General features: G+C 32.4%; 15 protein-coding genes and 1 tRNA gene. 4 read left to right on the top strand and 12 right to left on the bottom strand.

What is annotated here, in order from left to right; all coding sequences use genetic code 11:
* Positions 1-45: 45 nt before the first annotated feature.
* The 4 genes from murA to HMPREF0520_RS04645 all read right to left on the bottom strand — a co-directional run bounded on the left by murA (position 46) and on the right by HMPREF0520_RS04645 (position 4169).
* Positions 46-1311, bottom strand: a complete 1266-nt coding sequence (gene murA, locus HMPREF0520_RS04660) for a UDP-N-acetylglucosamine 1-carboxyvinyltransferase (protein WP_006729759.1) — start codon at positions 1309-1311, stop codon at positions 46-48.
* Between the two features lie 131 nt (positions 1312-1442).
* On the bottom strand, positions 1443-3065 hold the full coding sequence (pyrG, locus tag HMPREF0520_RS04655) for a CTP synthase (protein ID WP_006729758.1): 1623 nt from the start codon (positions 3063-3065) through the stop codon (positions 1443-1445).
* A 107-nt stretch (positions 3066-3172) separates the two neighbouring features.
* Entirely contained in the window at positions 3173-3718 is a 546-nt protein-coding gene (gene rpoE, locus HMPREF0520_RS04650) for a DNA-directed RNA polymerase subunit delta (RefSeq protein ID WP_006729757.1), read from the bottom strand.
* A gap of 19 nt (positions 3719-3737) precedes the next feature.
* Positions 3738-4169 (bottom strand): YwiB family protein, encoded by a 432-nt coding sequence (locus HMPREF0520_RS04645; protein ID WP_006729756.1) that lies wholly within the window; start codon positions 4167-4169, stop codon positions 3738-3740.
* 139 nt (positions 4170-4308) lie between these two features.
* On the opposite strand from HMPREF0520_RS04645, the gene HMPREF0520_RS04640 reads away from it, so the two are divergent.
* Positions 4309-5685 (top strand): HD domain-containing protein, encoded by a 1377-nt coding sequence (locus tag HMPREF0520_RS04640; protein ID WP_006732931.1) that lies wholly within the window; start codon positions 4309-4311, stop codon positions 5683-5685.
* A gap of 28 nt (positions 5686-5713) precedes the next feature.
* Here HMPREF0520_RS04640 and HMPREF0520_RS04635 read toward each other — a convergent pair whose 3' ends face one another.
* Positions 5714-6406, bottom strand: coding sequence for a 2,3-diphosphoglycerate-dependent phosphoglycerate mutase (locus HMPREF0520_RS04635; protein ID WP_006730272.1), 693 nt, complete (start codon positions 6404-6406; stop codon positions 5714-5716).
* 188 nt (positions 6407-6594) lie between these two features.
* On the opposite strand from HMPREF0520_RS04635, the gene HMPREF0520_RS04630 reads away from it, so the two are divergent.
* Positions 6595-7038: a PAS domain-containing protein gene (locus HMPREF0520_RS04630; protein WP_006729753.1), complete on the top strand. Its 444-nt coding sequence runs from the start codon at positions 6595-6597 to the stop codon at positions 7036-7038.
* A 67-nt stretch (positions 7039-7105) separates the two neighbouring features.
* Positions 7106-7906 (top strand): DUF6612 family protein, encoded by an 801-nt coding sequence (locus HMPREF0520_RS04625; RefSeq protein WP_010222309.1) that lies wholly within the window; start codon positions 7106-7108, stop codon positions 7904-7906.
* A gap of 36 nt (positions 7907-7942) precedes the next feature.
* Here the strand turns inward: HMPREF0520_RS04625 and HMPREF0520_RS04620 are convergent, their stop codons facing one another.
* The 6 genes from HMPREF0520_RS04620 to pcp all read right to left on the bottom strand — a co-directional run bounded on the left by HMPREF0520_RS04620 (position 7943) and on the right by pcp (position 12851).
* Complete coding sequence (locus HMPREF0520_RS04620; protein WP_006729751.1) at positions 7943-8761, bottom strand: PfkB family carbohydrate kinase; 819 nt, start codon at positions 8759-8761, stop codon at positions 7943-7945.
* Between the two features lie 85 nt (positions 8762-8846).
* Positions 8847-8919: transfer RNA gene (locus tag HMPREF0520_RS04615), tRNA-Thr, on the bottom strand.
* Between the two features lie 58 nt (positions 8920-8977).
* Entirely contained in the window at positions 8978-10231 is a 1254-nt protein-coding gene (tyrS, locus tag HMPREF0520_RS04610; RefSeq protein WP_006729750.1) for a tyrosine--tRNA ligase, read from the bottom strand.
* 240 nt (positions 10232-10471) lie between these two features.
* Positions 10472-11086 carry a glycerol-3-phosphate acyltransferase gene (locus HMPREF0520_RS04605; RefSeq protein ID WP_010222306.1) on the bottom strand — a complete coding sequence of 205 codons (615 nt, stop codon included), beginning with the start codon at positions 11084-11086 and terminating at the stop codon, positions 10472-10474.
* Positions 11087-11091: 5 nt separating this feature from the next.
* Positions 11092-12180, bottom strand: a complete 1089-nt coding sequence (locus tag HMPREF0520_RS04600) for an LCP family glycopolymer transferase (protein WP_006729748.1) — start codon at positions 12178-12180, stop codon at positions 11092-11094.
* Positions 12181-12215: 35 nt separating this feature from the next.
* A complete protein-coding gene (pcp, locus tag HMPREF0520_RS04595; protein WP_006729747.1) occupies positions 12216-12851 on the bottom strand; it encodes a pyroglutamyl-peptidase I in 636 nt (211 codons plus the stop codon).
* An 82-nt stretch (positions 12852-12933) separates the two neighbouring features.
* Here pcp and HMPREF0520_RS04590 point away from each other — a divergent pair, with 82 nt between their 5' ends.
* A complete protein-coding gene (locus tag HMPREF0520_RS04590; protein ID WP_006729746.1) occupies positions 12934-13485 on the top strand; it encodes a cysteine hydrolase family protein in 552 nt (183 codons plus the stop codon).
* A 52-nt stretch (positions 13486-13537) separates the two neighbouring features.
* On the opposite strand, the gene HMPREF0520_RS04585 is transcribed toward HMPREF0520_RS04590, so the two are convergent.
* On the bottom strand, positions 13538-14314 hold the full coding sequence (locus tag HMPREF0520_RS04585; RefSeq protein WP_006729745.1) for a DUF1129 family protein: 777 nt from the start codon (positions 14312-14314) through the stop codon (positions 13538-13540).

The raw sequence follows: 14314 nt of genomic DNA, 5'->3' as shown, positions 1-14314 counted from the left end.
CGAAAAATTTTAGAAAATAGGGGATTTGTTTACTCGTAAGCTTAATTATTCTTCAACAACAGTTATATCGCCACCCAACTTACGAATCTTATCTTGAACACGATCGTATCCTCGCAAAATGTTGCCTGCATTATGAATAACAGTTTCACCATCAGCCATCAAGCCTGCTATCATTAAAGCAGCACCAGCACGAATTTCACCAGCATTAACATCCATACCTTTTAATTTAGAACTAGGGTGGATCAAAATAATATTATTTTCCACACAAATCTCGCCACCCATTTTTCGCAACTCGGGCACATGCCCTACACGCTTAGGATATATATTATCAATTATTATACCCTCGCCAGTTTTAGCAGTTAATAAAAGTGGTGTAATTGGCTGTTGTAAATCTGTAGCAAAACCAGGATACGGTTCAGTTTTGATTTGAACCATCTTAAGATCGCCTGCTGGATAAACAAAAATTGAATCTTCATCAACATCCGTTACAACGCCCATTTCTTCAATCTTAGCAAGATAACTATCCAAATGTTCCGTAATTACATTATGAATTCTGATACCATTACCAATGCAAGCTGCTAAAGAAATATATGTACCTGCTTCAATTCTGTCTGGAATAATCGTATGTGAAGCTTTTGCCTTTAACTGACTGACACCATTAATTCTAATCGTATCAGTACCTGCTCCTCTAATTACTGCACCCATATTATTTAAAAATATGGCTAAATCAATAATCTCAGGTTCTTTAGCTGCATTTTCTATTACAGTTTGTCCATTAGCAGTTACTGATGCCATAATAATATTCATAGTGGCACCAACGGAAGGCATAGCTAGAGATATTTTTGCACCCCTTAACCCTTCTTCAGGAGCTGTAATAATAATTTTATCATCTTCATTTTCCACATTAGCACCTAATGCTTCAAATCCTCTGATATGTTGATCGATCGGTCTAGGCCCAATATCATCCCCACCTGGGAATCCTACAACAGCTTTTCCAAAGCGACCCAAAAGAGCACCCATGAAATAATATGATGCACGTAGAGACTTTATCTTGCCTGCTGGCAATGGACTACGCTTAATATTCTCAGGATCAATGGTCAATGTAGTTTCTTCAAATTTACATTTAACATCCATTTCACCTAACAAATCCATCAAATTATCTACATCAGCGATACGAGGTACACCTTCTAAAACAACGGTCGTACGAGAAAGTATTGACGCTGGAATTAAAGCTACTGTTGAATTTTTTGCTCCACCTATCCATACGTCGCCCTTTAAGGGCTTTCCACCATGAATAATCATTTTTTTCATTATAGGGAACAATTCCTTCTAATTTTTTACTGTAATACATAACTGTATCACAAAACATGATATAGAAAAATAGCCAAAAAAACAAGAAGAGAAAGCATTTTCACTCGAACTTCTTGCATTTTATATATCTACTAATTAAATTCTGAAATAGGTAAACCACTTGCAGCACCGATAAATGCCTTAAATAAGCCCTCTGGACGCTGTGGTCTACTCAAAAATTCAGGATGATATTGTGTTGCAACAAAGAATCTATTTTGAGGTATCTCAATAATTTCTACTAATCTATTATCTGGTGATACACCTGAAAATATCATGCCCGCATCTTCAAATGCTTGACGATACTCATTATTAAATTCAAAACGATGTCTATGACGTTCCTGTATTACTGACTCGCCATCATAGGCAGCACTAGTTTTAGTACCCTTTTTCAAAGTTGCAGGGTAAAGACCTAAACGCAAAGTACCACCAATATTTTCAACGTCTCGTTTATCAGCCATAATATCGATTATATTGTATTTGGTTTTTGGATCTGCCTCAGTAGTATTTGCACCCTTCATATTTAAAACATTACGTGCAAACTCTACACTGGCCATTTGCATTCCTAAACATATTCCTAAAAATGGAATATCATTTTCTCTGACATACTTAATTGCAGTAATCATTCCTTCAAGACCTCTTGTGCCAAAACCACCAGGTACAATTAATCCCTCAGAACCACGCATAATATCTGCAATATTATCTTCAGTAATATTTTCTGCTTGTACTTTATCAACCTCAATTTTAGTACTATATAAGTAACCTGCATGTTGCAAAGCTTCTGTTACAGAAATGTATGCATCTTCTAACTCAACATATTTACCAACTAAAGTAATCTTTGTAGTATGCTCTAAATTCTTAGCTCTTTGATCTAAACGTTTCCAAGATTCCATATCCGCAGTTTTTCTTGGACTGTCTAGATGTAAATAATCACATACTAATTGATCCATACCTTGTTTTTGGAAAGACAATGGCACATCAAATAAAGATGGTTCATCGATTGATTCCATAATTCTTTCCACTGGAACATCAGTAAAGTTAGAAATTTTATTCTTTAATTCCTGCTTGATAGATTGTTCAGCACGTAAAACTAACATATTAGGTTGAATACCTATACTACGTAAAGTTGCTACAGAATGTTGTGTTGGCTTAGTTTTCATTTCATGAGCTGCATGTAGCAATGGAACTAAAGTACAATGAATATACATTACATTTTCATCGCCAACTTCACGACGCATTTGTCTAATAGCTTCCATAAATGGTGTAGATTCTATATCACCTACAGTACCACCAATTTCAGAAATAACTACATCAGAATCAGTGGTTAACCCTGCACGCATTATTTTCTTTTTGATCATATCTGTTATATGCGGAATAACTTGTACAGTATCACCTTGATAATCGCCACGACGTTCTTTTTCTAAAACTTCTTGGTATATTTTACCAGTAGTAACATTTGAATACTTGCTAGTTCTTACGTCTACTAATCGTTCATAATGACCCAAATCTAAATCAGCTTCAGTTCCATCATCTGTTACATAAACTTCACCATGTTGATATGGATTCATCGTACCTGGATCTATATTAATATATGGATCAAATTTTTGCATAGTTACCTTTAAACCACGATTTTTTAATAAACGTCCTAAACTCGATGCGGTAATACCTTTTCCCAAAGATGATACAACGCCACCAGTTACAAAAATATACTTAGTCATGCAATAATTCCTTTCCAATACACAATAAAAAAGCTCCCCTAATGGGAGCTATATGCACAAAGTGCCCGTATTATATGGTAAATGCTAATCAGCAATACGTCAAGTACTTAATTTTCATCATCAGAATCTAAATCATCTTTGTGTAACTCAGATAATTGACCTTCTAATCCATCATCAAGCTCATCATCATCGTCAGCATCATCTAAATCGCTATCATCTGAATAATCATCAGCATCCGTTTCATCCAATGATAAGTCATCATCTTCTGGATCATCAGAATCATAATCAATAATATCATCACTATCAGAATCAGCAATAAAGGCATTAACTTTTCTATGATTCTTTTTGCGTGGTAAATCTTCCTCATCTTCAGGATGATTAACTTCTTCATCTACAGATTCATATGGGAACCATGATCTTAAAGCCCATACATTATCACCCATCGAGATAAACTCACCATCAGTATTCAAATCTGTGTAAAATTGTGGCAAACGGTCACGAATTTCTTCGTCACTCTTTCCCAAAAATTGTTGAACAGCATTAACGATATCAGCAAAGGCCATTCTTTTACCACTATCTTGCAAAATAGCACGAGCTACTTCAATCATCGATAGTTCTTCTCTTTTCTGGTCTTTAAAATCATCTAATCCCACTAATGACACGTCCTTTCATCTAACTTTGCGTATCTTCAAAACAATCAATGCTAATTTTATAGTCACCTATTAAGTATATATCAGAAAATAGTTGATATTCAACTTTTAGTTGGATATTATTTGCATTTTTCTTTAAAAAATTAATACTTTTAGTAAAACTAGTCAGATCCATAATTTTTCCTGCGGCAATTAATCGGCAATTTTTCTTTTCATTAGCCATAAATTTCATCATATTGTAATTATTATTTTCAATAGTACCACGTTGCATAATTAACTCATCAGTTTTATAAAGTAATTTTACTGGAATCTCAGCTGATTGATTTTTTTCCATATATTCAATTCGATAAGTATCATTGTCACAGCTCAATGTACCACAACCAGTACATTTAAAATGCTCAACTTGCCCTTCTTGCTTGATAATACTAGTTATTTCAACTTTAACTTTTTTCATAACTGCTCCCTTCTAACTAATTTTAGATAAATTGATTTAAATAATCATGGTTCTTACTATAATATGTTACAATATGCTCGTAATTTAGAATAGACACATTTTAGTTTTTAACATTGAATTTTTTTAAAAGATGAACATGATGAGAGATATTAATAACATAAACAATTTTCACGAACAAGTACTTCGTGATCCCGTACATACATATATTCATATTAAGAATCCAATAATTTTTAATTTAGTCAACACTCCTGAATTTCAGCGATTACGTCGCATCAAGCAATTAGGTCCCACCTCATTTGTTTTCTTTGGTGCTACACATACCAGATTTGAGCATAATTTAGGCGTCTATGAACTAACTAGAAGAATATGTAATATTTTCACTCAAAAATATGCTACTCAGCAAAGTGATGATGGATTATGGGATCCTAGTAATAATTTGCTCGTAGAGTGTGCAGCATTATTACATGATTTAGGACATGGTCCATATTCGCATACTTTCGAGCATTTATTTAATACTAATCATGAATTAATGGGGCAAAAAATAATTCTGGATGAAAATACACAAATAAACAAAATTTTAAAACAAGTGTCACCAGATTTTCCACAAAAAGTTGCAAGTGTAATTGCCAAAACTTATCCCAATCCACAAGTAGTTAAGTTAATATCTAGTCAGGCTGATGCCGACAGAATGGATTATTTACTGCGCGATGCATATTTTACAGGCGTATCATATGGTGCCTTTGATTTAACTCGAATATTGGATGTTATTAGACCTTATAAGAATGGCATCTGTTTTTTAGATAAAGGGATCCATGCAGTAGAAGATTATATTATCAGTCGCTATCAAATGTATCAACAAGTTTACTTCCATCGAATAGGTCGTTCAATGGAAGTCATTTTGCATCATTTATTACAACGTGCACAAGAAATTTATCAAAGAAATGATATCAAAGATTTCACTGTAACTCCTCAATTGGAAGCTTTTTTGGCCAATAAATGGAGTCTTGAAGATTATTTAGCCTTAGATGATGGCGTAATGGAAACTAATTTTATGCTTTGGACTAAATCAGGAGACAAAATTTTAGCAGATTTAGCAGGAAGTTACTTATACAGGCATCCCCTTGAAAGTGTTAAAGTTAACAATCAAACTAAGTACCTCATACCTAAATTAAATGAGCTCATTAAAAATGCAGGATTTGATCCACAATACTATACTGCTACTAATTCTGCTTTTGATGAACCTTATGATGCTTATAAACCTACAGGGAAAAATGCACATAGTCCGATAGAAATTATGGAAAATGATGGTACCTTAGTCGAACTTTCAGAACTAAGTCCCCTAGTAAAAGCATTAAATGGCACTGTACAAGGTGATGAACGTTTCTTTTTCCCTAAAACAATGATCAAGTCGTTGGGAGATGTGCAATTATTTCAACCACTTTATTCAGAATTTCAAAGTTATATCAACAATAATTCATTACAAGATCCTCAAAAAATAAAAGGTACCGACTTTTAAAGTCAGTACCTTTTTAATAACTATATAATTAGTCATCAAGCTTTTCTTTGTCAACTACATTTAATTCATTATCAAATGTATAAACAACTGGTTCACCAGTCTTCATTTCCAAGCCCATAATATCTTCATCTGAAATATTTTCAATATACTTAGTTAAGGCACGAAGTGAATTACCATGTGCTGCAATAATAACATTTTTACCAGAACGTAAATCTGGAGCAATATGATCTTCCCAGAATGGCATAACTCTTTCCAAACATACCTTAAGGTTTTCTGCCTTAGGAACAATATGTGGATCTAAGTGAGCGTAACGACGATCATGTGCTTGGCTATATTCAGAGTCATCTTCAATAACAGGTGGCAAAACGTCATAAGATCTACGCCAAATATGAACTTGTTCATCACCATACTTATCTGCAGTATCTTTCTTATTTAAACCTTGAAGAGCACCATAATGACGTTCGTTTAATCTCCAAGACTTAGTTTCAGGAATCCAAAGTTGGCCACTTTCTTCCAATGCAAAGTGCAAAGTTTTGATAGCACGTGTTAATACAGAAGTATATGCTTGATCAAATTGTAAACCGTGTTCTTTAATCAAACGTCCAGCTTTTTTAGCTTCCTCAACACCTTTATCTGAAAGATTAACATCTACCCAACCAGTAAATTGGTTTGATAGGTTCCATTGACTTTGTCCATGACGAATTAAAACTAATTTAGACATTAAATTATCTCCTTTTAAAATTATCATTCAATGTCTATTTTACACACTTATTAGATAAATTAATAGCTTAAAGAAAATTATTGTAATAAAAGTAACCCAAATATGTTCCTAATAGTTAATATTTTAATTATTGATAAATATCATGTTACAATATTCATTAGTCAGTCATGAAAGGGAGTTTTATTTAGATGCCAAATAACAAAATAAATTTGTCTGGAGGTTCATTAACATTAGAACAATTGGATGCTATTTTTAAAACTATTCCACAGGAATTTGACGTAGTCGACGAAAATGATACTATCGTTTGGTCTTCAATGAATGAAGGTCGATTATTTGAAAGAACAACCGCAAACCTAGGTAAAAATGTTTTAGATGTACACGCAGAAAAATCTAAACCTCACGTTAAGCGGGTGCTCGAACAAATGCATAATAACGAAAGAAAAAGTCTCTCAATTAATCTTTGGTCCAAACGTTGGTCCAAAAATCAACCAATCAATGTATCTTTTTACAGTTTACACAATGAAAGCGGTGACTACATTGGTTGCGTCGAGGTAACACAACCTACCAAAGATTACCAATGGAAATGGAGACGTTTGAAAAATTTTTTACATATCATCTTTAAAAAAAGATAGATTACATTTCAAAAATAATAAGAGTAAAATTATTACATCGAATCTATAATATATCGGAGGGTTTACAATGAATAAAAGACACACACTTTTATTTACATTAATGTTAGTTTGTTGTATGACTTCAGGATGTGCCAAAAAAGCAATTGACAACCAAGCAAGCAACGACAATATACGAACAGTAGCTACGACCACATTAAAACATGCTTTTAATCAATCATTTAACAGTGGACATTTTATAGAAACAGTTCAATCTAAAAAAATGAAACAGGATAGTTCAATGACGGCTTTATTTAAACCTGATCTAGTCAATATAAAATATTCATTAAATCAAGGAAATAAGGTTAATAGTGAACAATTTTGGCTAAATAATAATATGGTATACATACTGCTACCTCAAAACAAAGGAAAATGGATTAAAAATACTAACACTAACGATAAATTTAGTCCTGATCAAATATTTAACCGCTTTAATGCCAAAAATTTCTCCAATTTAAACAAAGTGATGACCAATAAAGCTAAAATCAAAATTAGCAATGGTAACTACATCTTCACTTATTCAAAGACGGATACTTCTGCTTGGAGATCAGTTAACAATTTAGTTATCGACGCTTTAAATACACCTGGTTCACAAAATATGAATTTAGCTAGGGCAGTAAAGGTTTCTGAACCAACTAGGATCAATTTTGTTTATATCATAAATAAACATACTAATAAAATTGTTCGGATAGATTTAGCAGCAGATTTTGTTTTTAGTAACGATTACACATGCAGTTGGCATGCAATATATGACGAATTTGGTCAACATGATACTTTAGCTATTCCACAAAATATTGTCAAATCAGCTTTCGATATTAGAAAGCAAAAATAAAAATAATGCTAATTTTGATAAATTAGCATTATTTTTTTAATCATCAAACATAATTTTTTGAGCAATAACTTTTCTCTGAAGAGCTAAATTATTGCTATAGTCCGTCAACCCATCTTTTTGTAAAGAATCAGCATATGCAGCTACACTATTGGCTAAATTAGTAATAGTCATATGATTCTTTAAAATACCTGTTAAAAAGGTCGCTAATAAGGATTCTTGACATCCTACTCCTGAAACCTTTTTAACATCTGGCACTTCAGCCACAAAACCTTGTGTCATATTAATTACGGCTATATGTTGCTTATCCAACGTACATAAAACATGACTGGCCCCTTTCGCTACCATATAGTGAGCTGATTGATATAGTAATTGCCTGCCTGCTACTTTATCAAAAATGTTCTTTATATCTTGACCCGTCAACTGAATTAAAAATGGTTGCAAAGGTAAAATATCCATGACAGTTGCATATGGTACAGATACAACCAAGTATGCTCCTTTTTTATGTGCAATAGCAGCCATATCGGATAAATAAACAGGTGATATTCCTTTAGCAAAACTACCACATATAACTAAAATATCGCCCTTGTTTAGGCACTTTAAATTATCTAATAATTTTTGTTGTGCACTAATTGCAACTTGTTTATCTTCTCCAAAAAGATCTAATTGAGTGGCATCAATTTTTATAAAATCATGTTTAATATCTGCATCATCCAATAATTTTTCTGCTTTTTGATAATCATTAGGAATAATTCCTAACGCAATTGACTCGATATCTTTTTTCTTAAGCAATAATGATACATAAGTTCCACAACAAGTATTATTTTTATCATCATTCAAAGTAATCGTATAAATCACAAGTATAACCTCTTTAAATATTAGCTCATCATCATTATATTACACTATAGTTAATATATCTTTTACAAAATAAAATTAGCCAATAAGCTGTTTCTCAGATTTGAACTGAGGACCTCCTCCTTACCACGGCGGTGCTCTACCTACTGAGCTAAAACAGCATATATTTAATATTAGCATAAATAAAAAGACATACGCTTAAAACGCATGTCTTTTTTACTATTTTGTTTTTAATAAAGTATATTTTTTCTTACCACGACGAATAATCACAAATTTACCTTCAAAACTGTTAGGCACATCTACCAAAAAATCGCAATCATTTTGGCGAGATCCATTTACATAAATAGCACCATTATTAATATCTTCACGAGCTTGTCGCTTAGATTTTTCAATTCCAGTTTCTACTAAAAGATCGACCAAATTTTTAGATTCTTTGGAAATTTCAACGTAAGGAGCATTTTTAAATCCTTGTTCAATTTGTTTAACCGACAATTCCATGATATTGCCTTCAAATAGAGCATTAGTAATAAATTGAGCATCCCTCAATCCAGCTTCACCATGTACAAATTTTGTAACTTCTTCCGCTAATTTTCGCTGTGCTAATCGTTTCCACGGTTCTTTTTCTACGCTAATGGCTAAATCTTCTATTTCTTGATGAGATAAAAATGTGAAATATTTCAAATATTTAATGACATCACGATCATCTTGATTAATCCAAAATTGGTAAAATTCGTACGGACTGGTTTTTTCAGGATCAAGCCAGATAGCTCCACCAGCAGATTTACCAAATTTTGTCCCGTCACTTTTTAGCATTAATGGTATAGTTAATCCAAATGCTGGATGATCAGCCCCTTCTATACGGTGAATTAAATCTATTCCGCCTGTAATATTACCCCACTGATCTCCACCACCAATCTGCAAAGTAACATTTTTATTTTTATTCAAATAATAAAAATCTATAGCCTGCATTATTTGATATGTAAATTCAGTATATGAAATGCCAGTGGCCAAGCGACTTGCAACAATATCTTTATTTAGCATAGTATTCACTTGGAATAACTTACCATAATCACGTAAAAAATCTAATAAAGTTAACTTGCTCAACCAACTAGCATTATTGACAATTTCAAAATTTTCAGTGCCAAACAATTTTTCCATTTGAGATGTTAAACATTTTTCATTATGTCTTACTTGTTCTTCACTTTGTAAAACACGCTCAGTCTTTCTACCTGACGGATCACCAATAGCTCCAGTAGCTCCGCCAATCAAAATAATCGGATGGTATCCTGCCATTTGAAAACGTTTCAAGATCATAAAGGGTATCAAGTGTCCTATATGAAGCGAATCACCTGTAGGATCTGTTCCACAATATAGAGTTAAATCCTTATGCTGTTGTAAATATTCCCTCAACCCTTGCTCATCTGTTTGCTGATTAATAGCTCCACGCCATTTTAAATCTTCTAAAATATCCATTTTTTCCTCCAAAAAAGCCCCTGATCCAACAAATTAGATCAGGGGCGATTAAATCAACTTTAACCACGGTACCACCCGTATTCACGCTTGCAGCGTCTTTACAGTCAATAAGGCAACTACTCCATCTGTATTTCGTTATATAGACCTGCCTAGCTCACACCAACCACTAGCTCTCTGAACACTGAATCTATACACTACTTGCTTAGCTAGATAATAATTTAGAATTAACTATTTGTCAACTTATTTATGTTTTAATACTCGCTTAAATAAAAATAGGATGTCTGTCCTTTTTCCTTCTCCTTTGCAATATGCAACCAAGTCATTTCTAAATTTATATAACATTACACACCAACCAATGAGAAATAATATACCTGCACAGTTACTATATATCACAAACATTGCAATACTATAAATTAATAAACTAATTACAGGTGAAACAGCTAAATTCTTTAAAATTATCATCAATAACAATTCAATGATGATACAAAAAATTCCCCATTGCCAATCAAAAAATATTACAATTGGCAATGATACTGCTACACATTTTCCACCATTAAATTTATTCCAAAAAGGAAAAGCATGACCTAGCATCAATCCCAAGCCACAATAAGCAAGAGAAATATGCATAGGACAAACAATTAGAACTAATATCAATGCCAAGATCGCTTTAACTATATCACCTACACATGTCAACAGACCCCATTTCTTGCCAAAAATACTACCAACATTAGCAGTACCTGGATTATGTGATCCGATTTGAGTAGGATTCATACCAAATTTAATTTTACAAACAATAAATGCACATAAAATATTACCAAATAGATAACCTACAATAAGTGCTATTAAATTATACATTACTATCACCCATGCCATAATTTATTACTATTAGGTTCATAGATATAATAAGGCTGATTTTGATTACCACTTAACCAATCAAATTGCTTATTCTTGCTATTTTGATACGTTTCATTATTATCTAACTCAACATATTCTAATCCTAATTGTTCACGTAAAATTTTTGATACTCTATTCAATTCTTTATTGCTCATCACTTGATATGAAGCATCACCTATCATTGCACCATTGCCATGCAAATAATCATTTGACATATTGTTAGAGCAATCACGATAATTTTTAAAAATACTAATAAAAGAATCAAAGCGAATATTAGTTTTGATACTATTTGATGCAGTGTTTAAAACTTCATCTAAATTTTTCACTGTATCAAAAGAAATCGAATGTTTCAAAATCGACATAATTACCTGTCTTTGTCGCAATTGCCTACCATAATCTCCTCGGGGATCATCATACCGCATACGTGCATATGCTAATGCTTTTTTACCATCTAAATGTGTTTTAACACCCTTAGTAAAAGAGCAACCATCATAGGTAAATGTTAAAGGCGGAACTACATCAACACCGCCAACTCCATCTACTAATTTGGTCATACCACCCATATTGATAGTAATATAATATTTCAAAGGTACATTAAGTAACTTACTTACTGTCTCCATAGCCATTTTTGGACCCCCGATATTATAAGCGGCATTAATTTTATGAACACTAAATCTGGGACTACCAATCATTTCCGCCATAGTATCCCTCGGAATCGACATTAAAGATACTTTTTTATCATTGGGATTGACAGTTGCAACAATTATAGTATCTGTGTTGCCACGTTTCTCATGACGTCCTAAAGCACCAGTATCTGTCCCGAGTAAAAGTACAGCAAACTTTTTTTTACTACTAAAACCTGCTTGCGTAACAGAATTTTGAGGATCATATGTCTTGTCAAAAGCATTTTTAGTTTTTAAATAAACTGCAGTAACATAAATACAAGCAAACAAAAATATTATTCCGATAATATATTTGATCCATCTGTAAACTCTTTTTTTCTTTTCTCTTTGATGATTTATTTCAACTCTAGATAATCTTCTTTTTTCTTCCATAATCCATCACATTTCTAACAAATAATTGCATCTTATTAATCATATAAACTTGTTATATCTTTCAAACCGTCGTAATCAATAACTGTTTTCAGCATAATCATCATTGCATTAGTTATATCGTTTAATGACATAGAAGGTTGATTACTTTGTAAAACTTGAGAAGGTAAATAAGGAATATGTATAAAACCACCTTTAAGATTAGGAAATTCTGTATTACGCCAGTATTGAACTTTATAAAATAAATAATTGCAAACATATGTACCAGCAGTATTTGACACTTTAGCAGGAAGACCAGAATTTCGAATATTTTTGACAATTGCATTAATAGGTAGTTGCGTAAAATAACCATCCATACCCTTTGCAACAATTTTTTGACCTTTAGGTTGATAATTCGTGTTATCAGCAATAGAAGCATCCACCCAATTAATAGCAATTTTTTCAGGTGTAATACCACTTCTACCACCTGCTTGCCCGATATTAATACAGTAATCTGGCATTTCAGCAAGTAACGCATCATAAACTTGAGATGCAGCCTTTTCAAAACTTGTCTCTACATTTAATTTGACAAGACGATGTCCCCTTATGGTATCAGGTAAAAATTTTAATACTTCTTGAGCTGGATTAACTTTTTCTCCATTAAATGGGTTAAATCCTGTTATCATAATTTTCATACATATTCCTCCTAAAAGCTAGTATTTTTTGGGAAATATAAATATAATGATTGTAAATACATATTAAATTAAGGAGTTTTCAATGAGCAAACAGGCTTTGTTAATCATAGATTATACCAATGATTTCATAGATGATCATGGGGCGTTAAGTTGCAAACAACCTGGGCAAATTTTAGAAAATGAAATTGTTTCATTAGCTAATCAGTTTTTGCAACAGGGCGACTTTATCATTCTTCCAACAGATCTGCATATCAAAAATGATCCATATACTGTAGAAAGTAAGTTATTTCCACCACACAATTTAGCTAATACTTGGGGAAGACAATTTTATGGAAAACTAGAAAACTGGTACCAAACCAACAAAGATAGTAATAGCGTAGAAGTGATTGACAAAAGTCACTACTCATCATTTTGTGGCACATCTCTAGACCTTTTTTTAAGGGAAAGAAATATCACCACTTTACATTTGACAGGAGTGTGCACCGATATTTGTGTTCTACATACTGCGGTTGATGCTTATAACTTAAATTATAATCTTGTTATTCATAAAAATGCAGTAGGATCTTTCTCACCAGAGGGACACTTGTGGGCACTAAATCACTTTAAAACTTGCTTAGGAGCTCAAATCATTTAACTTTTAAAATTTATAATAATCAAGGACACAATCATGTGTCCTTGATTATTTTTTATTTATTATATTTAGATAATTGCTTTGCTCTTAATGGATCAATTATATTATATTTTTTCTTAAGATACATTCGCAAAACAAATGCAATAACACCCATACTAACATTAACTACAGCTGGCAAAACAATATTAATTGGTCTAAAAATTGGCACAACAGATACAATAGCTATCCATACATACACACCTACCAACATGACAATACCATATGCTATTAATTTCCATACAGCTGGTCGGTCTTTTTTATCCATAGCTAACATTCGATTATAATAGGCCATTAAAATACCAAAGATGATACCAACACTCATAATAGTAATAATCCCCATATTTTGACTATTATTTTTTTGGTTAGAAAACATTTGGATCAAACCAAACATGCCCAAAAAGCAAGTTAAATATAAGAGAATATTATCTAACACTAACATAGTAAATGAAGTTTCTTTAGGCTTTTCTACTGGATGTAGCAATTCATATGCTTTTTCAATAGGAGATTTTCCATAATAATTGACTGCCGTTACTCCTTTTTTTTGAGCAACAACTATTTCTGGTAATAATTTATCGATCAGAATAGCAACTTGTTCTTCTGTTTGCTTTCCTTGATCTGCTAGTTGCTTTTTTAACTTAAAAACATAGTCTCTATTTTTATTACTAAGTAATTCATATAGATCATCTGCACTAGCATGCTCTATATCATTAACTTTATTAATTTGCATTGCCTGCTTTTGCAAATGGAGTTTTTGTGCCTTAATTGTTTCAGCATTTTTTTCCTCTAAACTCAT

The organism is Lactobacillus iners DSM 13335, from assembly GCF_000160875.1.
GTDB classification, from domain to species: domain Bacteria; phylum Bacillota; class Bacilli; order Lactobacillales; family Lactobacillaceae; genus Lactobacillus; species Lactobacillus iners.
Note: the sequence above shows the minus strand (reverse complement) of the source record. Positions and strands in the feature narration are given on the sequence as shown.

Coding starts and splice junctions, on each gene's coding strand:
- pyrG (WP_006729758.1), bottom strand. CDS start 3,065: ATGACTAAGTATATTTTTGTAACTGGTGGCGTTGTATCATCTTTGGGA.
- HMPREF0520_RS04585 (WP_006729745.1), bottom strand. CDS start 14,314: ATGAGTTTAGAGGAAAAAAATGCTGAAACAATTAAGGCACAAAAACTC.
- HMPREF0520_RS04630 (WP_006729753.1), top strand. CDS start 6,595: ATGCCAAATAACAAAATAAATTTGTCTGGAGGTTCATTAACATTAGAA.
- HMPREF0520_RS04645 (WP_006729756.1), bottom strand. CDS start 4,169: ATGAAAAAAGTTAAAGTTGAAATAACTAGTATTATCAAGCAAGAAGGG.
- tyrS (WP_006729750.1), bottom strand. CDS start 10,231: ATGGATATTTTAGAAGATTTAAAATGGCGTGGAGCTATTAATCAGCAA.
- murA (WP_006729759.1), bottom strand. CDS start 1,311: ATGAAAAAAATGATTATTCATGGTGGAAAGCCCTTAAAGGGCGACGTA.
- HMPREF0520_RS04640 (WP_006732931.1), top strand. CDS start 4,309: ATGAGAGATATTAATAACATAAACAATTTTCACGAACAAGTACTTCGT.
- pcp (WP_006729747.1), bottom strand. CDS start 12,851: ATGAAAATTATGATAACAGGATTTAACCCATTTAATGGAGAAAAAGTT.
- HMPREF0520_RS04605 (WP_010222306.1), bottom strand. CDS start 11,086: ATGTATAATTTAATAGCACTTATTGTAGGTTATCTATTTGGTAATATT.
- HMPREF0520_RS04625 (WP_010222309.1), top strand. CDS start 7,106: ATGAATAAAAGACACACACTTTTATTTACATTAATGTTAGTTTGTTGT.
- HMPREF0520_RS04600 (WP_006729748.1), bottom strand. CDS start 12,180: ATGGAAGAAAAAAGAAGATTATCTAGAGTTGAAATAAATCATCAAAGA.
- HMPREF0520_RS04590 (WP_006729746.1), top strand. CDS start 12,934: ATGAGCAAACAGGCTTTGTTAATCATAGATTATACCAATGATTTCATA.
- HMPREF0520_RS04635 (WP_006730272.1), bottom strand. CDS start 6,406: ATGTCTAAATTAGTTTTAATTCGTCATGGACAAAGTCAATGGAACCTA.